The following is a 20,635-nucleotide window of genomic DNA, read 5'->3' as shown; positions in this document are numbered from 1 at the left end:
GCATGAATTGGCTTTGGACAACCAGCGATCTCATGGCGGCCATGCAGGGCCGCCCGGTCGGCGCGCTACCGGAGGGCATCACCGGCATTGCCATCGATAGCCGAGCGATTACGAAGGGGGATGCTTTCTTCGCCATCAAGGGTGATCGCGTCGATGGGCACAACTTCGCCAGCATGGCAATGGCCAACGGCGCAGCGCTGCTGGTGGTGAGCGAGGGCAAGCTGCCCGCACTCGGCAAGCTGACGGCACCGATGATCGTCGTGGACGATGTGTTGCACGCCATGGAGCGGCTGGGGTGTGCGGCGCGCGATCGCTCCGCCGCCAAAATCATTGCAGTGACGGGCTCTGTCGGCAAAACAACGACAAAGGAATTGTTGCGCACGGCGCTTAAGCCCCTCGGTCGGGTTCATGCGTCTGTCGCGTCCTTCAACAACCATTGGGGCGTGCCGCTGACGCTTGCCCGAATGCCTGAAAATACCGAGTTCGGCATTTTCGAAATCGGCATGAATCATCCCGGCGAAATCCGTCCACTGACGCGTATGGTGCGTCCGCATGTGGCGATTGTGACCAATATTGCGCCAGCGCATATCGGGAATTTCAGCGGCATCGAGGAGATTGCAGCCGCCAAGGCCGAAATTTTTGAAGGTCTGGTCGACGGGGGTCACGCCATCATCAACCGCGACAATGAGATGTATGAGACCCTCGACAAGGCCGCACAGGAGGAGGGCGTCACGCATATCCATACGTTCGGCACCAATCCGAAGGCGGATTTCCGGATGGCTGAGTTTGCCGGCTCTGCCGAATCCTCGGTGCTCTGGGCGGCACTTGGCAACCGAACGCTGGAGGTGACGCTGGGAGCGCCCGGCCGTCATGTGGCGGAAAACGCGCTGGCCGTGCTCGGCGCGGTTTCGGTATTGCACGGCAATATCGATCAGGCGGTCCATGCGCTTGCTGATTTCAGCGCCGGTAGCGGACGAGGCAAGCGCCGTCGTCTCTTGATTGGGGCGGGTAGCTTCACGCTGATTGATGAGAGTTATAACGCCAACCCATCATCCATGCGTGCAGCTCTGTCCCTGCTTGGCGGTGCGGTGCCGACTGGCGACGGGCGTCGCGTGGCGGTGCTGGGTGATATGCGCGAGCTGGGGCATCAATCAGCAGCCCTCCATACCGATCTCGTGCAGCCAATTGCCGACTCACAGGCCGACGTTCTCTTTCTGGGCGGTATCGATATTGGCGGTCTGCCGGATCATCTGCCCGAAACGCTTGACGTTCACTATCGCGAAACTGCGCAGGAACTGGCGCCGCTGGTGGTGGAAACGGTCCGCGCAGGCGATGTGGTCATGATCAAAGCTTCCTTGAGTGTCGGTTTCGGGCAGATTGTCGCTGCCCTTCTTGACAAGTATCCGCCATTTGCCGACACGAAGCCGGTTCTCGAATAACTACGCGTATCCGGCGCGGCCCGCACGGTCAAAACCGGAGAAAAGGTTTCTTTATGCTGATCTGGCTCGTTGAACTGGCCGACCACTTTCAATTTTTCAATCTGTTTCGCTACATCACGTTTCGGACAGGTGCGGCCCTGTTTACCTCGGCGCTGATTGTCTTTCTGTTCGGTCCCCGGATGATTGCATCGCTGCGGGTGCGCCAAGGGCGCGGCCAGCCCATCCGGGCCGATGGACCGCAGACGCATTTCAAGAAAGCCGGAACGCCGACGATGGGCGGGCTGATGATTCTTGCCGGTATTGTTGGCGGGTCGCTGCTATGGGCTGATCTGTCGAATGTCTACGTGGTTGCGGTGCTTCTGGTCACGCTCGGCTTCGGTGCCATCGGCTTTTACGATGACTATCTGAAGGTCACGAAACAGACGGACAAAGGATTTTCCGGCAAAGCCCGGCTTGGGCTGGAATTCCTGATTGCAGGTATCGCCGTCTTTTTCATGATGCGCGCGGCGTTGTCGGCGGGCACGGCGGGTTCCACATTCGGCACCTCGGTTACGTTCCCGTTCTTCAAGGCGCTGACATTCAACCTCGGCTATTTCTTTATCATCTTCGGCGGCTTCGTTATCGTTTCGGCGGGCAATGCGGTCAACCTGACAGACGGACTTGATGGTCTTGCCATTGTGCCGGTCATGATTGCCGCGGCGTCTTTTGGTGTGATTGCCTATCTCGCGGGCAATGCGGTGTTTGCCAACTATCTGCAGATTCACTTCGTGCCGGGTACGGGCGAGCTGGCGGTGATACTGGGCGCGGTGATTGGCGCAGGGCTCGGCTTCCTTTGGTTCAATGCGCCTCCTGCCGCTATCTTCATGGGCGACACGGGTTCGTTGGCTCTGGGCGGTTTGATCGGCACTGTGGCTGTTGCCACCAAGCACGAAATCGTCATGGCCATTATCGGCGGTCTGTTCGTCATGGAAACCTTGTCGGTGATTATTCAGGTCGGGTTCTTCAAGCTGACCGGACGCCGTGTGTTTCTGATGGCGCCAATCCACCACCATTTCGAAAAACTCGGCTGGACGGAAAGTCAGGTTGTTGTCCGGTTCTGGATTATCGCGGTTATTCTGGCGATGATCGGCCTTTCCACCCTCAAGCTGCGGTAGAACCATGATCGCGGTCTCCACCTTTTCCGGCAAAACGGTTGCGCTTTTTGGGCTTGGCGGCTCCGGCATCGCCACGGCGCAGGCGCTTGTGGCCGGTGGTGCGCGCGTGGTGGCATGGGACGATACGCAAGCGAGCGTGGAAAAAGCTGCCAGCGAGGGCATTCCCACGGGGGATTTGCGGGATATTGACTGGGCCAGCGTTTCAGCTTTTGTCCTGTCTCCCGGCGTGCCGCTCACGCACCCCGTGCCGCACTGGAGTGTCGATCTCGCGCGCGCGGCTGGCGTGGAGATCATTGGAGATGTGGAACTGTTCGCCCGAGAGCGGGCAGCGCATGCGCCCGATTGCCCGCTGATTGCCATTACCGGCACCAACGGCAAATCCACCACAACGGCGTTGATAGCCCATATCCTGCGCTCAAGCGGACGCGACACGCAAATGGGCGGCAATATTGGTCGTGCGGTGCTGACGCTCGACCCACCGAAAGGTGAGCGCTTTTACGTCATCGAATGCTCGTCCTATCAGATTGATCTTGCGCCATCGTTGAACCCAACCGTTGGAATTTTGCTGAATTTGACGCCGGACCATCTCGACCGGCACGGTGATATGGCAGGCTACGCAGCGATCAAGGAGCGTCTGGTGCTCCAAAGCGATGTTGCCGTCGTGGGCGTCGATGACAGCTTTTCCAGTGCTATTGCAGACCGGCTGTCGATGAACGGTCATTCCGTGCAGCGCATTTCACGCAGATTGCCTGTTACTGATGGCCTTTTTGCGGATGGACCAATCCTTTTCCGTGCGGAGGCAGGAGCGGTCACGAACCTTGCCGATTTGTCCGGCATCTCTACGCTGCGCGGCAGCCACAACGCACAAAATGCGTGTGCGGCGATTGCGGCCTGCCTTGCGGTGGGCGTGTCACTGGACGACATCATCAAAGCCGTGGCAGATTTCCCCGGTCTTGCCCACCGTATGCAGCCAGTTGCCAAGCGTGGCAGGGTGGTCTTCGTCAATGACAGCAAGGCAACCAACGCGGATGCAACGGCTCCGGCCTTGTCGAGCTACGAGCGGATCTACTGGATTGCCGGTGGTGTTTCCAAAGAGGGTGGGATTGCAAGTCTCATCCCATTGTTTGCAAATATCGCGAGAGCTTATCTGATTGGCCGGGATGCCGATGCGTTCGCTGAGACGCTTGAGGGTGCCGTTCCCGTCACCATGTCGGGGACACTGGAACAGGCAGTTGCGCAGGCAGCCGGGGACGCAGCGTCCGATCCTGCAGCTTTGGTTGCGGTGATGCTGTCGCCAGCCTGCGCCAGTTTTGATCAATACAAGAATTTCGAGCAGCGCGGCGAGGCTTTTGTCAGCCATGTCCGCGCTTTGCCCAATGTGGACATGCTCGTTCGAACGTAAAGGGGACAGCTATGGTAAGCCGTGCAGAGCGTGGACCAGTCGCCGATTGGTTCTGGACAATCGATCGTTTTTTTCTGGCAACGTTCATCCTGTTGATGGGCATCGGGTTCATGCTGTCTTTTGCGGCAAGCCCGGCTGTGGCCGAGCGGCTCAATCTGGATAGCTTCCATTTTGTCAAACGCCATGCCATGTTCCTCATCCCGTCGATTGCGGTTATGATCGGCATTTCGTTTCTATCGCCGCGTCAAGTGCGCCGAACCGCGATCATATTGCTTCTCGTCTCCCTGGGGATGATGGTGATTGCGCTGTTTTTCGGTGTCGAGGTCAAGGGGTCGCGGCGCTGGGTCAATTTCGGTAGCCTGTCGATTCAGCCTTCCGAGTTTATGAAACCTGCTTTCGTGGTGGTCTGCGCCTGGCTGTTTTCAGAGCATGTGCGTCAGCCGGAAATTCCTGGAAATCTGTTTGCCATCCTTCTCTTTGGCGTCGTTGGCGCACTGTTGGTGGCGCAGCCCGATCTGGGGCAGACGATTTTGACAACGGCGGTTTGGGGCGGCATGTTTTTCATGGCGGGAATGCCATGGCTGTGGATCATTGTTCTGGGCGGTCTCGCCGTCGGCGGGCTGGCGGGAGCCTACACGCTGCTCCCGCACGTGGCAGGCCGTATCGACCGGTTCATGACCGGCGAGGGCGACACGTTTCAGGTGGATACCGCCCGCGAAGCCATCATCCGGGGCGACTGGTTTGGGCAGGGACCGGGTGAGGGCATCGTCAAGCGTATCATTCCCGATAGCCATACCGACTTTATTTTCTCCGTTGCGGCGGAAGAGTTCGGGATCGTCTTTTGCATGATTATCGTGCTGATTTTTGCCTTTCTCATCATGCGGGGGCTGAGCTTTGCTTTCCGGGAGCGCAACGATTTCGTGCGGTTTGCCGTAGCCGGTCTGGTGCTGCAACTGGGCATTCAGTCGATCATCAACATCGGCGTTAATCTGGAACTGATGCCCGCCAAAGGCATGACCCTGCCGCTGATTTCCTACGGGGGATCGTCCATGGTGGCCGTGTGCATCACAGCGGGCTTCATCCTAGCGCTCACGCGCCATCGGCCGGAAAAGCGGGCGGTGGAGCGCAGCCTGTTTCGCGCCGGTATCGCGGTTCCGGCGGAGTAAGCAGCATGACACAAGGGATTATACTTCTTGCCGCTGGCGGCACGGGCGGGCATTTGTTTCCAGCGGAGGCTCTGGCGCATGAGTTGAAGACCATGGGCTACGCCGTCCATCTGGTCACGGACAGCCGAGCCGAGCGTTTTGCCGGAAAATTTCCGGCTGATGATATCCACATCGTGCCATCGGCTACCATCAGCTCGAAAAACCCGATCAAGGCCGCGCGTTCGCTCTGGACTTTGTGGACCGGCATCCGTTCCGCACGGCGCTTGATGGCGAAGTTGAAACCGCGCGTGGTCATCGGTTTTGGCGGCTACCCCACCATTCCACCGTTGCTGGCGTCCACGGGCATGGGTATTCCATCCATTATTCACGAGCAGAACGCCGTCATGGGTCGTGCCAACAAGGCGCTGGCTGGGCGCGTGCAGGCCATTGCTGGCGGATTTTTGCCCGAAGGGCAGGGTAACACTGCGGGCAAGACGCTCGCCACCGGCAACCCGGTGCGGCCTGCGGTGCTGGAAGCCGCGAGCCAACCCTATTTGCCCTCTTCGGATGGTGAGGAGTTTCGTCTGGTCGTCTTTGGCGGCAGTCAAGGCGCGCAGTATTTTTCGAATGCCGTGCCACAAGCCGTGTGCCGTCTGGACGACGAGGCGCGCCAGCGCCTGCGGATAACCCAGCAGGCCCGCAAGGAAGATCAGGACAAGGTTGCAGCGCAATATACCAAGCTGGATATTCCGGCGGATGTATCGCCATTCTTTACCGATATGGCAGACCGGCTGGCAAAAGCGCATCTGGTCGTTTGCCGTTCTGGCGCGTCCACCGTTTCCGAAATCTCCGTGATTGGACGCCCGGCCATACTGGTCCCCTATCCCTATGCGCTGGATCATGACCAGGCGGCCAATGCCGCAGCACTTGCCGCCACCGGAGGCGCGCGTGTGATTGCGCAAAGCGAACTGACGCCTGAGCGCCTGAGCGGCATTATCGCTGAGGCCATGAACGATCCCACCGGTCTTGCCACCATGGCCCGCAACGCCCGCACCTCCGGCAAGCCCGATGCCACGCACTTGCTTGGCGAACTGGTAGACGCTATTGCCAACGGCCAAACGATTGCACAGTTTAAGGAAACGCGCTCATGAAGATGCCGCAAACCATCGGTCTCGTCCATTTCATCGGCATCGGTGGTATCGGAATGAGCGGCATCGCTGAAGTGCTGCACAATCTCGGCTACCGCGTTCAGGGCTCCGATCAGTCTGAAAATGCCAACGTCGTGCGGCTGCGTGAAAAGGGCATCGACGTCTTTGTCGGGCATAAGCCGGAAAACCTCGGCGATGCCGAAGTCATCGTTGTCTCGACTGCCATCAAAAAGACCAATCCGGAACTCGCCGCCGCCCGTGAAAAGCTTTTGCCGGTGGTGCGCCGTGCGGAAATGCTGGCGGAGCTGATGCGCTTCCGCAATGCTATCGCAATTGGCGGAACGCACGGCAAAACGACAACCACGTCCATGGTCGCCGCCCTTCTGGATGCAGGCAAGCTGGACCCCACTGTCATCAATGGCGGCATCATCAACGCTTACGGCACGAACGCCCGCATGGGTGCGGGCGACTGGATGGTGGTGGAAGCGGACGAGTCGGACGGTACATTCCTGAAACTGCCCGCCGATGTGGCCGTGGTGACCAATATCGACCCGGAACATCTGGACCATTACGGCACGTTTGATGCCGTGCGTGACGCGTTCCGCCAGTTCGTGGAAAATGTCCCGTTCTACGGCTTTGGCGTCCTGTGTCTGGATCACCCGGAAGTGCAGGCTTTGGTCAGCCGGATCGAGGACCGCAAGGTCATTACCTATGGTGAAAACCCGCAGGCCGATGTGCGCTTCTTCAACGTCCGCATGGATGGTGCGACCTCCGTGTTCGATGTGGAAATTCGCCGCCGCCGCCGTGGGACTGTTACGCTTCTGGAAGGGCTGAGGCTGCCAATGCCCGGCCGTCACAATGTTTCCAATGCGACAGCGGCCATTGCGGTCGCCAATCGCCTCGGTATTTCGCCTGAAAACATTGCCAGGGGGATTTCAAGCTTTGGTGGGGTCAAGCGCCGCTTCACCTTTACCGGTGAATGGAACGGTGTTCGCGTTTATGATGATTACGGCCACCATCCGGTGGAAATCCGCGCGGTGCTGAGAGCGGCGCGTGAGGCCTGTGCCGGTCGCATCGTCGCGGTTCACCAGCCGCACCGGTTTTCCCGTCTGGAAAGCCTGTTCGATGATTTTTCCACCTGCTTCAACGATGCCGATACGGTGATGATCGCGCCGGTCTACGCGGCGGGCGAGGAGCCGATTACAGGCGTGGACTCCTCAACGCTGGTGGAAAAGATCAACGCCAGCGGCCACCGCGATGCGCGCCTTTTGGAAACGCCGGACAAACTGGCTACGCTCGTTGCCGGCGTTGCCAAACCCGGCGATTTCGTCGTGCTGTTAGGGGCTGGGAACATCACGCAATGGGCAGCGGTTCTGCCAGAGCAGCTTTCAACTTTATGATTCCAGTATCGTTTCCGTATTTGAAGTTCCTGATCCGTCTCGATAGACTTGAAAATTGGAATATACAGATTCGGGCATATCGGGATTAGACAATGCGACAGGTCGACGGGCAAAAGCTTCTGGACTCTTTGGGCGAAGGCGTCAGCGCCATTCGCGGGCGTTTGACCCCCAATGCGCCGATGGATCGCGTGACCTGGTTTCGCGCTGGCGGACTGGCGGAACTGATGTTCCAGCCGCATGATGCAGACGATCTGGCCACGTTTTTGAAGCTGGTGCCGGAGTCCGTGCCTGTTCTGGTGGTGGGCGTGGGCTCCAACCTGCTGGTGCGCGATGGCGGTATTCCCGGTGTGGTTATCCGCCTGTCAGCCAAAGGTTTTGGCTTCGTCAATCTGGCCGGTGAGAACCGCATCGAGGTTGGTGCGATCTGCCCGGACAAGAACGTGGCGGCCATGGCGCTCGATCACGGGATCGGCGGATTTGCTTTCTATTACGGCATACCCGGCTCCATCGGTGGTGCACTGCGCATGAATGCCGGAGCCAATGGTTGGGAAACCCGCGAGCGTGTGGTGGAAGTCCATGCGCTGGACCGACAGGGCAACGCGCACGTGCTCTCCAACGCAGATATGGGCTATTCCTATCGCCATTCATCCGCCCCGGAGGGGTTGATCTTCACCCATGCCATCATGGAAGGCTATGGGGAAGACAAAGCCAAGATCCGTGCTGATATGGATGCTGTCCGCCTGCACCGAGAAACTGTGCAGCCTATTCGCGAGAAGACCGGCGGCTCGACATTCAAGAACCCCGAGGGACATTCGGCCTGGAAGCTGATCGATGAAGCCGGATGCCGGGGCATGATAATCGGCGGGGCGCAGATGTCACCCATGCACTGCAACTTTATGATCAACACAGGTCAAGCCAGTGGATACGAGCTGGAATATCTTGGCGAAACCGTGCGTCAGCGCGTGTTGGAGGCCTCTGGTGTGCGGCTGGAATGGGAAATCAAACGCTTGGGATTGTTCAAGCCAGGGCGTGAGGTAAAATCTTTCAATGGAAAAGCTTAGACTTTTTTGCTTTTGAAGTATTTTCCTAATAATTGATATAATAGGTTTGGGCGCGCATAAAGGTGGCCAAGCATGTTTTCTATTCTCGAATCGATTGTGGCGTTACGGGTTCAATCAGAGACGTATCGCTCTCAATTTACCCCAATGCAATTTGCGACGCGGCTCAGCATTTTCACAACGGTTCTTGCTTTGTTGATCGGTGCGATTGGACAAATCATTTTGGAATTGTTGGGCCTTATGCCCTACGATTTATACAAGTCGATGATCGTTGCCGCCTTTATGACGGTCATTATTTGTCTGCCAATAACTTTCTGGCTCGTCTACATCAATACCAGGTTGGTCGAATCGCTCATGATTTCTCATGATGAATTCGCCCGTCTAAGCCGTACAGATAGTATGTCGAACCTGTTGAACCGGGGCGGTTTTCTCAAGCAGGTCAATGCCATTGAAGGGCCATACGCGCTGCTCATCTGCGACGTCGATAACTTCAAGCGGATCAACGATACGCATGGCCATTCAGCGGGTGATTTCGTTATCATCGAACTGTCGCGGCGCTTGGCTGCCATGTCCAGCGAAACAGATGCAGTTGGTCGGCTGGGTGGGGAGGAGTTTGCGATTTGTATTCAGGATGATCGGAAAAACTGTGCCCAGGAATTTGGTGAGCGCATCCGAATGGCAATTGCGAAAGAGCCTTTCCAAATCACCGAACATACAGCCTTAATCGTAACAGTTAGCGTTGGAATTGCATTAAGACTTGCCGATGAGGCGAGCGGTGATCTCTTACGGCGCGCCGATAAAGCGCTCTATCAGGCGAAGGAAAACGGACGAAACCGCGTCGAGATTGCCCCGGTTTCAATGGTTGTTATCAACAAGGCTGGTTAGCGCACGGTTCAGCGGCAGAAGCAGTTTTCGCGTTCACGGCCAATTTCAAGATGAGAAAAGGCGGCCAATGGCCGCCTTTACAGTGTCTTAAAGTTCAGCGTCTCTCGACAGCAGAATGCATAGAAGCGTTATCGCTGCCGCAATCAACATATAATAGCCGACGTATGCAAGACCGTAATCCCGCGCTAACGAGGTTGCGATATACGGTGCTAACGATGCGCCGAAAATACCTGCAAAGTTGAAGGTCATGGAAGCGCCGGTGTAGCGAACCGCTGTTGGAAAGGGTGCAGCCAGCGTCGTGCCGATGGGGGCATAGGTCATACCCATCAAAACCATTCCCAAGGCGCAGAAGGCGTAGATGCCCGGAAGTCCAGCCGTCAACAGCGACGGCAGCGTGAAGGAGAACACACCGATCAGCACGGTTGTGATGACAAGAATGGTTTTGCGACCATACTTGTCGCACATCAAAGCGGACAGCGGGATGGCGATGCCGAAGAAGATTGCGCCGACCATCTGCACCAGAAGGGCATCGACAAACGGAATTTGCAGGGTTTTGACATTGTACGACAGCAGGTACGCGGTCACGATGTAAAACAGCACGAACGTTACCAGAGCGACAAAGGTGCCGAGGAACAGGCTGCGTTTGTATGTCCGGAAAATTTCAACGACCGGAACCTTCACACGCTCCTGTTTGTCAATAGCCTGCTGAAATTCAGGGGTTTCGGTAATGGATAGTCGAACCCAAAGGCCAACCCCGATCAGGACAATGGACGCAATGAACGGCACGCGCCAGCCCCAGGACAGGAAGTCTTCTTGCGAAATGAGGTGAAGCAGCAGCCAGAACACACCCGAAGAAAGGAAGAGACCGATGGGTGCGCCAAGCTGCGGGAACATGCCATACCAGGACCGCTTGTGCGCTGGCGCATTTTCCGTCGCCAGCAGAACCGCGCCGCCCCATTCTCCGCCCAGACCTAAACCCTGACCGAAACGGCAAAGGGCCAGGAGCAAGGGTGCCAGAACACCGATCGACTCGTAGCCTGGTAGAAGGCCGATAGCGACCGTGGAAAGGCCCATGGTGAGAAGCGCTGCAACCAACGTGGCCTTGCGCCCGATGCGGTCACCATAATGGCCGAACAGGATGGCGCCGAGCGGGCGGGCGAAGAACGCAATCGAGAACGTGGCAAACGACTGGAGCGTTGCCGATGTCGGATCGCTGGCCGGGAAAAACAGATGCGGAAACACCAGCACGGCCGCTGTTGCGTAAACATAGAAGTCAAAGAATTCGATGGTGGTGCCGACGAGGCTCGCGAACAGAACACGGGCAGGAGAATTCTTGCCTTTCGTTCCGACGGATGCCGCAGGCGACCGCGTGGGTATCGCATTTGTCATTGTTATTGTCCGGTAACGTTATGATCGGTTCGCGGAATACGAACATTTGCGTTGCTTTAACGCAATTTTCCGCAAGGTGAAACACATAAAAATGACATTTTCTTAAAGCGCAGGCGGCGTATGGTTCGCCGCCGCGCGTTCCAGCCCGGATAGGAAGCCGATAATTTCGCAAGTTTGATAAGGCCGTGCCATTTTCCTTGCGCTGGCGACAACTCTCTGATTCTAAGAGTGGAAGTAAGACGGGGGTTTGATTCCAGACGGGCGCAATCTCGCGACGTCACCAATAAAGTTAACAAAAGTAAACGGTTCGTTAACCATAAAGGTGCTCTATTGAGCATTGAGAATCGTTTGCCCAATCTGTGACATCAGGTGGGCGCAAGCCGGTTTTGAGAAGAGGCCAGCCTCGACAAATGGGCGTCAATTGCAGGCGCCGGAGGCACGGTGTGCCGGGGTAGTGGAGTTGTGAATGAGCAAGCATGTAGCGGTCCTGATGGGCGGATTTTCCTCGGAGCGGCCCGTAAGCCTGTCTTCGGGTACTGCCTGTGCGGATGCGCTGGAGGCTCAGGGCTACCGCGTCACCCGTCTTGATGTTGCCCGTGATATCGCAACCGTTCTGTCGGAGTTGAAGCCGGATGTCGTCTTCAACGCGCTGCACGGCCCATTTGGCGAGGATGGCACCATTCAGGGCCTGCTTGAGTACTTGCAAATCCCCTATACGCATTCCGGTGTTCTGGCGTCTGCCTTGGCAATGGATAAGGCGCAGGCCAAGCTTGTTGCAAAGGCTGCGGGCGTGCCGGTGGCAGAAGCGCAGGTCATGGACCGACATGACTTTCCATCAGAGCATCCCATGAAACCGCCATATGTGGTCAAGCCGGTGTCTGAAGGCTCAAGCTTCGGTGTCGTGATCGTGCGTCCCGAGCAGAGCCATCCGCCGCAGGTGATCACGTCGAGCGAATGGCGCTATGGCAACCGCATTATGGTGGAGCGCTACATCGCCGGGCGTGAACTCACCTGTGGAGTCATGGGCGGTGTCGCACTTGGTGTAACCGAAGTCATCCCACAGGGGCACGGCTTCTACGATTACGATTCCAAATACGCAAAAGGTGGTTCGCAACACGTAATTCCGGCGCAACTTTCACCAAATATTTACCAAACAATACAAGAATTGGCGGTTAAGGCGCATCAAGCGATTGGGTGTCGGGGAGTGAGTCGGTCCGACTTCCGCTTCGATGACCAGACCACCGAAGATGGCGAACTTGTCTGGTTGGAAATCAACACCCAGCCCGGCATGACGCCGACCTCCCTGGTGCCCGAAATGGCCGCTCATGCTGGCCACTCTTTTGGTGACTTTCTACAGTGGATGGTGGAGGACGCGTCGTGTTTGCGTTAAGGGGCAAAAAGGCAAAAAGAGCGCGCGCGCTCGGCGGACAGGACGCCGAAGGCTTCGTGCTGCCGCGTCCATTGCGCCGCTCCGTGCGGTTTTTGTTCAGTCTTGGCGCAGGGCGCATTCACATTGCGCGGCATACGGGCACCATGTCGGCTCTGGCTTTCTTCGCTGCCACCGGCTTTTACGGCATGTCGCTCGGCGGCCACACCCAGAATTTCACCCAGACCACCACAACGGCGGCGGGTTTTGCCATTGAGGACGTGAAGGTCTCCGGCAATGTCGAAACGTCCGAAATCGATATTTTGCAGCAGTTGGGGCTGGATGGCACCACGTCGCTGGTCGCGCTGGACGTTGCACAGGCCCGCAAGCTTCTGGCTGACCTGCCGTGGGTACGGGACGTAGTTGTGCGCAAGGTTTACCCCGGCACGATCCAGGTTGAGCTGAAGGAGCGCGAAGCATTCGCGATCTGGCAGCACGGATCGGACCTGTCGTTGATTGAAAAGAACGGCAGCGTGATCGCACCGTTGCGCGACAACAAGTTTTCCGAACTGCCGCTGTTTGTCGGGCGGGATGCGGAAGTCGCAGCTGCCAATTTTGAAGAGCAGTTCAAGAACTGGCCGGACCTCAAAAAGCGCGTCAAAGCTTTCATCCGCGTGGCTGGACGGCGATGGGACTTGCACATGGACAATGGTGTTGTGGTCAAGCTGCCCGAGCATGATCTCGACCGCGCCATGCAGACACTCGCCAAGCTGGAGCAGGAGCAGGATATTCTGGCGCGTGATATTGCGGCGGTAGACCTGCGTCTGGAAGATCGCACCACAGTGCAACTCACTGCGCAAGCCTTTGTACGCCGCGATGCGGCCGTCAAGCAGCGTGAAAAAGACCTCAAGAAACTGGCGAGCCAAATATGAGTATGTTCGGTTCGTCCCAACTTGGTCTGCCCCGGTTGAAACCGCTGTCGTCCAAGCGCACACACATCGTGTCTGTGCTGGATATCGGCTCCACAAAGATCGTCTGCATGATCGGTCGCCTGACGCCGCGCGGGGAAAGTCAGATCCTCCATGGGCGTACGCACCACATCGAAATCATCGGTCTTGGGCACCAGAAGTCGCGTGGCATTAAGAACGGTGTCATCGCCGATCTCGATGCAGCCGAAAGCGTCGTTCGTCTGGCTGTGGATGCGGCAGAGCGCATGGCCGGACTGACCATCGATAGCCTGATCGTCAACGTGTCGGCTGGTCGTCTGCAAAGCGATATCTACACCGCCAGCATCGATCTCGGCGGGCAGGAGGTTGACGCGGTCGATCTTCGCAAGGTGATTTCCGCGGCCTGCTATCAGTCGCTCAGGCAGGACCGGGCCATTCTGCACTCGCTGCCCACAGGCTTTTCGCTCGACGGCGAGCGCGGCATTCGCGATCCGCTGTCGATGTTCGGCGATCTTTTGGGTGTCGACATGCACGTGCTGACGGCCGAACGCGCAGCGCTGAAAAATCTCGAACTGTGCGTCAATCGCGCGCATCTGTCGGTCGAAGGTGTCGTGGCAACGCCTTATGCCAGCGGCCTTGCGGCACTGGTGGATGATGAAGTCGAGCTCGGCTGCGCGGCCATTGATATGGGTGGCGGCACCACAACGATTTCTGTTTTCGCCGAAGGCAAATTGGTTCATGCTGACGCAGTGAGTCTCGGTGGCCATCATGTCACGACCGATCTGGCGCGCGGTCTTTCGACCCGCATCGAGGATGCGGAACGGCTGAAGGTTGTGCACGGCTCGGCGCTTCCCAACAGTGCGGACGAGCGTGATATCGTGACCATTCCCGCCATCAGCGATGATGATCACGATCAGCCAACCCATGTTCCCCGGGCGCTGGTTTCACGGATCGTGCGCGCGCGCATCGAGGAAACACTGGAGCTGATCCGCGATCGGATTCAGCGCTCGGGTTTCAGCCCGATTGTCGGCAAGCGTATCGTGCTGACCGGCGGGGCCAGCCAGTTGACTGGCCTGCCGGAAGCGGCGCGGCGTATTCTGGCGCGCAATGTGCGCATCGGGCGTCCGCTCGGCGTGTCTGGCTTGCCGGTCGCGGCCAAGGGCCCGGCGTTTTCCACGGCGGTGGGTCTGATGATCTACCCGCAAGTGGCCGACATCGAGACCCATGTGACACAGGGCGGTCTGCTGTCGTCACTGGCAGGAAACAACAGCCGGATTGCCCGGATGGGGCAGTGGATAAAAGAGAGTTTTTGATCCGCTCACGGGTGGATCACCGGGAAAATGAATTGGTCTAGCGGCAAGGCGACCAGGAACCGAAAGGAACGAGTACAATGACTATCAATCTGCAGAAGCCCGATATCACGGAGCTTAAGCCCCGCATCACCGTATTCGGTGTTGGCGGGGGTGGTGGCAACGCGGTCAACAACATGATCACGGCTGGTCTTCAGGGCGTTGATTTCGTCGTTGCCAATACCGACGCGCAGGCGTTGACCATGACCAAGGCCGAACGCATCATCCAGATGGGTGTTGCGGTCACCGAGGGTCTGGGTGCTGGCTCGCAGCCCGAAGTGGGTCGCGCCGCTGCCGAAGAGTGCATTGATGAAATCATCGATCACCTGAACGGCACACATATGTGCTTTGTAACTGCCGGCATGGGCGGTGGCACGGGTACAGGTGCTGCACCCGTTGTCGCTCAGGCTGCGCGCAACAAGGGCATTCTGACCGTTGGCGTTGTGACCAAGCCTTTCCATTTCGAGGGACAGCGCCGTATGCGTCTGGCCGACATGGGCATTGCCGAACTTCAGAAGTCCGTTGATACTCTGATTGTCATTCCGAACCAGAATCTGTTCCGTATCGCCAACGACAAGACCACCTTTGCCGATGCTTTCGCGATGGCCGATCAGGTGCTGTACTCCGGTGTAGCCTGCATCACCGACCTGATGGTCAAGGAAGGCCTTATCAACCTCGATTTCGCCGACGTTCGTTCCGTCATGCGCGAAATGGGCCGTGCCATGATGGGCACAGGCGAGGCTTCGGGCGAGGGCCGTGCAATGGCTGCCGCAGAGGCTGCAATTGCCAACCCGCTGCTGGACGAAACCTCCATGAAGGGCGCACAGGGCCTGTTGATCTCCATCACCGGTGGTCGCGACCTGACGCTGTTTGAAGTCGATGAAGCTGCAACGCGTATTCGCGAAGAAGTCGATCCGGACGCCAACATCATCCTCGGCGCAACATTCGACGAAGAGCTTGAAGGCATTATCCGCGTGTCGGTCGTCGCCACCGGTATTGACCGTACAGCCGCGGAGGTAGATGCCAGGAATGCCGGATTTCGCGGGGTAAGCCAGCCCGCTGCCCGCGTGACGCAACAGGCGGCACCTGCGGCATCGGTTCAGCACCACGCTCCTGTACAACATGCGCCGGTTCAGCCTGCGCCGGTACAGCAGGCACCCGTTCAAGTGCAGCAGCCCGTTGCTCGCCAGCCGGTCGTGGACAGCGTTGCCCAGCAGATCCGCGCAGCAGAAGCGGAAATGGAACGCGAACTGGACATGTCCCGCGCAGCCGCCAGCACTTTGGCGCAAGCACCTGCTGAAACATTCCGTCCGCAGAGCAAGCTGTTTGCAGGCAGCGAGCCAGCACCTGTCATGGCCCGCCCTGTTCAAAGCCAGCAGCCCATGCAGGCCCCGGTTCAGCCAGCCATGCAGCCAGTCCAGCAGGCCGCACCGATCATCCGGGATATTCCGGAGCCGGTTCGTATGCCACGCGTTGAAGACTTCCCGCCGGTCGTCAAGGCCGAAATGGATCACCGCGCACAGGCGTCCGCACCTTCGGCTCACCATGAAGAGCGCGGCCCAATGGGCCTTCTAAAGCGAATCACCAACTCGCTCGGTCGCCATCAGGAAGAAGAACAACCAGTGCCCGCCGATGTTTCGGCGAGCCAGCAGGCCGCAGGCCAGCAGCGTCGTCCGCTGTCAGCCGAAGCCAGCCTCTACGCGCCACGGCGCGGACAGCTTGACGATCGGGGCCGCGTAAGCGCGCAGCCTCGCGTCACCACGGAGGACGATCAGCTCGAGATACCGGCGTTTCTACGCCGCCAGTCGAACTGATCCCCTGACGCCTTGCCGCGTCAAAGCGCTCGGAGAACCCTCCGGGCGCTTTTTTCGTTTCTACCGTTTAACCAATTGTTAAACTTTATGTTTCGCCCGTCGCATTTGCGTAACAATTGGAAAGAAACAGTGATTTGGCTTGGGGGAAGGTTGGGCGTATCAGTACGCTCCAAGAACCCGTGGAACGGCTCGAGTCGCATTGCGGCACGCCATGTTCCCGGGGTGTTGTCCGGCACAGTGGCCGGATCAGTTTTAAGGCAGGTATCACATGAGTATCGGTTTGCTCGGGTTTCAGACAACGATTTCCAACGCAGTATCCCTATCGGGTACGGGCGTCCATTCGGGCAAGCAGGTGTCCATTACATTCACGCCCGCCGAGGCAGACGCCGGAATCGTCTTCCAGCGTGTTGATGGTCGTAACGTCGTCAGCGAGTTCAAGGCGGTCTCATCGCAGGTTGGCAACACCGATCTCTGCACGGTTCTGGGTTTCTCTCCGCTCAAGTCTATTGCCACGATCGAACATGTGATGGCTGCGATTTACGCGCTCGGCGTCGACAATCTGGTGGTGGAAGTTCATGGCGCGGAAATGCCGATCATGGATGGCAGCTCTGCACCGTTCATCGATGCCATTGAGCAGGTTGGTCTCAAGGTGCTGGCGGTCAAGCGCCGCTACATTCGCGTATTGAAGCCGGTACGTGTCGAGTCTGGCTCGTCCTGGTCGGAGTTTCTGCCTTACGATGGCACACGGTTTGAAGTGGAAATCGATTTCGATTGCCCGCTGATCGGTCGCCAGTCCTGGAAGGGTGATCTGACGGCGGCGACGTTCAAGAAAGAATTGTCCCGTGCGCGCACCTTTGGCTTCATGCGGGATGTTGAGCGTCTCTGGGCATCCGGCCATGCGCTTGGTTCATCGCTGGAAAACTCTGTTGTCATTTCCGATGACGATACGGTCATCAATGTCGAAGGACTGCGTTACACAGACGAGTTCGTGCGCCACAAGACACTCGATGCCGTTGGCGATCTGTCGCTGGCTGGTGCTCCGTTCCTTGGACGTTACCGTTCCTATCGCGGTGGTCACAAGATGAACGCACTGGCGCTGAAGGCGCTGTTGGACGATACCTCCGCTTACGAAGTGGTTGAAACCTCTTCCGTGCGCCAGCGCACGGCGGTGCGTGAGTTGATTGCAGTCAGCGGGGGTGAGTTCGCGCCCTGGTCCGCGTAATCGCCCTTTAAGAATCATAGAATCGAGCGCTGCGGGAGACTTGGTCACTCGCAGCGTTTTTGTGTTGAAAAAGCGACTGCATTGATGCCGCAAGATACCGTTTTAAAATGGGTAAATGCCATAAAATTGCGTTAATACGTCATCATGACATTGCGGACAGGCTGCATTTGTGGCTAGAAACGCGTTTGAAAAGCGGTGGTTGTCCTGCTGCTGAAGTGAGTTGGGATTGTCTCTCATGGTATTTGCAGGTTCTGTTGGACTTCAAAAGACGGCTCGTATTCTGATGGTGGCGCTTGTTGCCTCTGCCGCCGGGGGCCTCACAGCCTGCACAACCGATCCTGATATCGACATCACCAAGCTGTCTGCGGAGACCGATCCGCCGGAAGTTCTGTACAATCAGGGCTTGGCCAACCTTAAGGCAGGCAAGCTGACCGAGGCAGGCCGCAAGTTTGATGCGATCGATCGCCAGCATCCCTTCTCCGAATATTCACGCAAGGGCCTCGTGATGAGCGCGTTCGTGCGTTATCGTCAGGGTCAGTACGATGAGGCAATTACGGCGGCGCGTCGTTACCTCACACTCTACCCGCAGTCCGAAGATGCGGCATATGCGCAGTACATTATCGGTATTTCCTACGCCAAGCAGATCCCGGCGGTTACCCAGGACCAGAAGCCGTCCGCGCAGACGCTGGAAGCGATGACGACGCTGATCGAGAAATATCCGAATTCCGAATATGTCGAGGACGCCCAGTCCAAGATTCGCTTCGCCAAGGATCAGTTGGCCGGCAAGGAAATGCAAGTCGGTCGTTATTATCTTGAGCGCAAGGAATATCTGGCTGCTATTACACGTTTCCGTACCGTAGTCGAAACCTACCCGACGACCAATCAGGTGGAAGAGGCGCTCGCACGTCTAGTCGAGACCTATTACGCCATGGGTCTGGTGAGTGAAGCACAGACGGCTGCCGCTGTGCTGGGTCACAATTACCCGGACAGCCAGTGGTATGCGGACTCCTACAAGCTGTTGCAGAGCGGCGGCCTTGAGCCGCGCGAAAACAGCGGCTCGTGGATTTCGCGTGCTGGCAAGCTGATTGGTGTATAGAATACCTTCTGCGCTGCGTCGGCTTTGTCCGGTGTGGCGGATACGTCCAGTCTTGTCCGAAACCGAGAATTGATCCCGAATGCTGGCACAGCTCTCGATCCGCGATATCGTCCTGATCGAACGGCTTGATCTGTCCTTTGATGCTGGCCTGTCCGTGTTGACAGGCGAGACAGGTGCGGGCAAATCGATTTTGCTCGATAGCCTGTCTCTGGCTTTGGGCGGGCGCGGGGATGGCTCGCTGGTCCGCCATGGACTGGATAAGGGGCAGGTGACCGCAGCATTTGATGTGGGCGGCGACCACGCAGCGCGCAAACTGCTTCGCGACAACGGAATCGATGATGATGGCGACCTGATTTTCCGTCGCATCCAATCGTCTGATGGACGCACGCGCGCCAGTATCAACGACCAGCCCGTGAGCGTGCAACTGATGCGCCAAGCAGGGCAGATGCTGGTGGAAATTCATGGCCAGCACGATGACCGCGCGCTGGTCGATACCAACGCCCACCGTATTCTGCTGGATGCCTTTGCGGGCCTGTCCGAAGAAGCGCTGCATGTTGCCGGGCTCTACCGCATTTGGAAAGAGGCCGAACGGACACTGAAGAAGCATCGTGAAAAGGTGGAAGCGGCCGCGCGAGAGGCCGATTATATCCGATCGTCCGTGGACGAACTCGAAGCCCTGTCCCCACAGGATGGCGAAGAGGACGAACTGGCTGAAAACCGCTCGCGTATGCAGAAATCCGAGCGCATCGCTGTCGATATCAGCGAGGCCAGTGACTTTTTGAATGGCAACGGCTCGCCTGTTCCGCTGATTGCGTCGCTGGTGCGCCGATTGGAGCGCAAGAGCCACGAGGCACCGGGACTGCTGGAAGAAACAGTCAATCTGCTTGACACCGCCCTGAACTATCTGTCGGATGCGCAGATGGAGGTCGAAGCGGCTTTGCGTAAGACCGAGTATGACCCAAAAGAATTGGAGCGTGTTGAAGAGCGCCTGTTTGCACTCCGCGCTGCCGCCCGCAAATACTCCGTGCCGGTGACCGAGCTCCCGGCCCTTGCCGTGCGCATGATTTCCGACCTTGCGGATCTCGATGCCGGGGAAGAAAAGTTGAAACAGTTGCAGGCAAGACTAAGCCAAGAGCGCGCCGCGTTCGACGCCGCCGCTGCTGCCCTTTCCGCCAAACGCCATGCGGCATCCTCTGGCTTGTCCGATGCGGTCATGGCGGAATTACCTGCGCTGAAACTGGAGCGGGCGCGGTTTATGGCGACTGTCACAACCGACGCCAGCGAACCGACCGCCGATGGGATCGATCTGGTAGAATTCCACGTGCAGACAAACCCCGGCACACGGCCCGGGCCAATCATGAAAGTCGCGTCAGGCGGCGAATTGTCTCGTTTTCTGCTCGCGTTAAAGGTGGCGCTGGCTGATCGTGGTTCTGCACCCACGCTGGTGTTTGATGAAATCGACACGGGTGTCGGTGGTGCAGTGGCGGATGCGATTGGCCAACGTTTAAAGCGTTTGTCCAAACAGGTTCAGGTTCTCTCCGTCACCCATGCACCGCAGGTTGCGGCACGAGCCGCGACGCATTTGCTGATATCAAAGGGCCCGGTAGGCGATGGCTCCGATATGATCGCGACGCGTGTCGCCCGCATGGACGATGCTGCCCGTCAGGAAGAGATTGCCCGTATGCTGGCTGGAGCGTCCGTGACGGCGGAAGCGCGGGCTGCGGCGGCCAGCCTGTTGGCAGATAACAGCTAAAGCGCAGCCGCATTTTCTTCGGCCATTGCGCAGTGGTGTGAGTTTGCAAATTTTTCACCATATCTGCG

At 58.0% G+C, this 20,635-nt stretch carries 16 protein-coding genes; 15 read left to right on the top strand and 1 reads right to left on the bottom strand.

The window, feature by feature from the left end:
* Window positions 1-2: 2 nt before the first annotated feature.
* The 8 genes from IFT84_RS09840 to IFT84_RS09805 all read left to right on the top strand — a co-directional run bounded on the left by IFT84_RS09840 (window position 3) and on the right by IFT84_RS09805 (window position 9,631).
* Complete coding sequence (locus tag IFT84_RS09840) at window positions 3-1,439, top strand: UDP-N-acetylmuramoylalanyl-D-glutamyl-2,6-diaminopimelate--D-alanyl-D-alanine ligase (RefSeq protein WP_192118826.1); 1,437 nt, start codon at window positions 3-5, stop codon at window positions 1,437-1,439.
* A 53-nt stretch (window positions 1,440-1,492) separates the two neighbouring features.
* Entirely contained in the window at window positions 1,493-2,593 is a 1,101-nt protein-coding gene (gene mraY / locus IFT84_RS09835) for a phospho-N-acetylmuramoyl-pentapeptide-transferase (protein WP_192118825.1), read from the top strand.
* A 4-nt stretch (window positions 2,594-2,597) separates the two neighbouring features.
* Window positions 2,598-3,995: a UDP-N-acetylmuramoyl-L-alanine--D-glutamate ligase gene (gene murD / locus IFT84_RS09830; RefSeq protein ID WP_192118824.1), complete on the top strand. Its 1,398-nt coding sequence runs from the start codon at window positions 2,598-2,600 to the stop codon at window positions 3,993-3,995.
* A gap of 11 nt (window positions 3,996-4,006) precedes the next feature.
* Window positions 4,007-5,161 (top strand): putative lipid II flippase FtsW, encoded by a 1,155-nt coding sequence (ftsW, locus tag IFT84_RS09825; RefSeq protein ID WP_192118823.1) that lies wholly within the window; start codon window positions 4,007-4,009, stop codon window positions 5,159-5,161.
* 5 nt (window positions 5,162-5,166) lie between these two features.
* Window positions 5,167-6,291: an undecaprenyldiphospho-muramoylpentapeptide beta-N-acetylglucosaminyltransferase gene (gene murG / locus IFT84_RS09820; RefSeq protein ID WP_192118822.1), complete on the top strand. Its 1,125-nt coding sequence runs from the start codon at window positions 5,167-5,169 to the stop codon at window positions 6,289-6,291.
* Window positions 6,288-7,688: a UDP-N-acetylmuramate--L-alanine ligase gene (gene murC / locus IFT84_RS09815; RefSeq protein WP_192118821.1), complete on the top strand. Its 1,401-nt coding sequence runs from the start codon at window positions 6,288-6,290 to the stop codon at window positions 7,686-7,688. The genes murG and murC overlap by 4 nt, the downstream gene beginning before the upstream one ends.
* A 92-nt stretch (window positions 7,689-7,780) precedes the next feature.
* Entirely contained in the window at window positions 7,781-8,749 is a 969-nt protein-coding gene (murB, locus tag IFT84_RS09810; protein WP_192118819.1) for a UDP-N-acetylmuramate dehydrogenase, read from the top strand.
* A 72-nt stretch (window positions 8,750-8,821) separates the two neighbouring features.
* Complete coding sequence (locus IFT84_RS09805; RefSeq protein WP_192118817.1) at window positions 8,822-9,631, top strand: GGDEF domain-containing protein; 810 nt, start codon at window positions 8,822-8,824, stop codon at window positions 9,629-9,631.
* An 87-nt stretch (window positions 9,632-9,718) separates the two neighbouring features.
* Here IFT84_RS09805 and IFT84_RS09800 read toward each other — a convergent pair whose 3' ends face one another.
* Complete coding sequence (locus IFT84_RS09800; RefSeq protein WP_192118815.1) at window positions 9,719-11,020, bottom strand: MFS transporter; 1,302 nt, start codon at window positions 11,018-11,020, stop codon at window positions 9,719-9,721.
* A gap of 466 nt (window positions 11,021-11,486) precedes the next feature.
* Between IFT84_RS09800 and IFT84_RS09795 the strand changes: the two genes are divergently transcribed.
* The 7 genes from IFT84_RS09795 (at window position 11,487) to recN (ending at window position 20,567) form a co-directional block, all read left to right on the top strand.
* Window positions 11,487-12,410: a D-alanine--D-alanine ligase gene (locus IFT84_RS09795; protein WP_192118813.1), complete on the top strand. Its 924-nt coding sequence runs from the start codon at window positions 11,487-11,489 to the stop codon at window positions 12,408-12,410.
* Complete coding sequence (locus tag IFT84_RS09790) at window positions 12,398-13,318, top strand: cell division protein FtsQ/DivIB (RefSeq protein WP_192118811.1); 921 nt, start codon at window positions 12,398-12,400, stop codon at window positions 13,316-13,318. The genes IFT84_RS09795 and IFT84_RS09790 overlap by 13 nt, the downstream gene beginning before the upstream one ends.
* On the top strand, window positions 13,315-14,646 hold the full coding sequence (gene ftsA, locus IFT84_RS09785; protein ID WP_192118809.1) for a cell division protein FtsA: 1,332 nt from the start codon (window positions 13,315-13,317) through the stop codon (window positions 14,644-14,646). The genes IFT84_RS09790 and ftsA overlap by 4 nt, the downstream gene beginning before the upstream one ends.
* 77 nt (window positions 14,647-14,723) lie before the next feature.
* Complete coding sequence (gene ftsZ / locus IFT84_RS09780; RefSeq protein ID WP_192118807.1) at window positions 14,724-16,496, top strand: cell division protein FtsZ; 1,773 nt, start codon at window positions 14,724-14,726, stop codon at window positions 16,494-16,496.
* Window positions 16,497-16,764: 268 nt separating this feature from the next.
* Complete coding sequence (gene lpxC, locus IFT84_RS09775) at window positions 16,765-17,718, top strand: UDP-3-O-acyl-N-acetylglucosamine deacetylase (protein ID WP_192118805.1); 954 nt, start codon at window positions 16,765-16,767, stop codon at window positions 17,716-17,718.
* A gap of 235 nt (window positions 17,719-17,953) precedes the next feature.
* Entirely contained in the window at window positions 17,954-18,814 is an 861-nt protein-coding gene (locus IFT84_RS09770; RefSeq protein WP_192118803.1) for an outer membrane protein assembly factor BamD, read from the top strand.
* 79 nt (window positions 18,815-18,893) lie between these two features.
* Window positions 18,894-20,567, top strand: coding sequence for a DNA repair protein RecN (gene recN, locus IFT84_RS09765; RefSeq protein WP_192118801.1), 1,674 nt, complete (start codon window positions 18,894-18,896; stop codon window positions 20,565-20,567).
* Window positions 20,568-20,635 lie beyond the last annotated feature (68 nt).

It is taken from the genome of Rhizobium sp. CFBP 8762 (genome assembly GCF_014841565.1).
GTDB lineage: Bacteria > Pseudomonadota > Alphaproteobacteria > Rhizobiales > Rhizobiaceae > CFBP-8762.
Note: the sequence above shows the minus strand (reverse complement) of the source record. Positions and strands in the feature narration are given on the sequence as shown.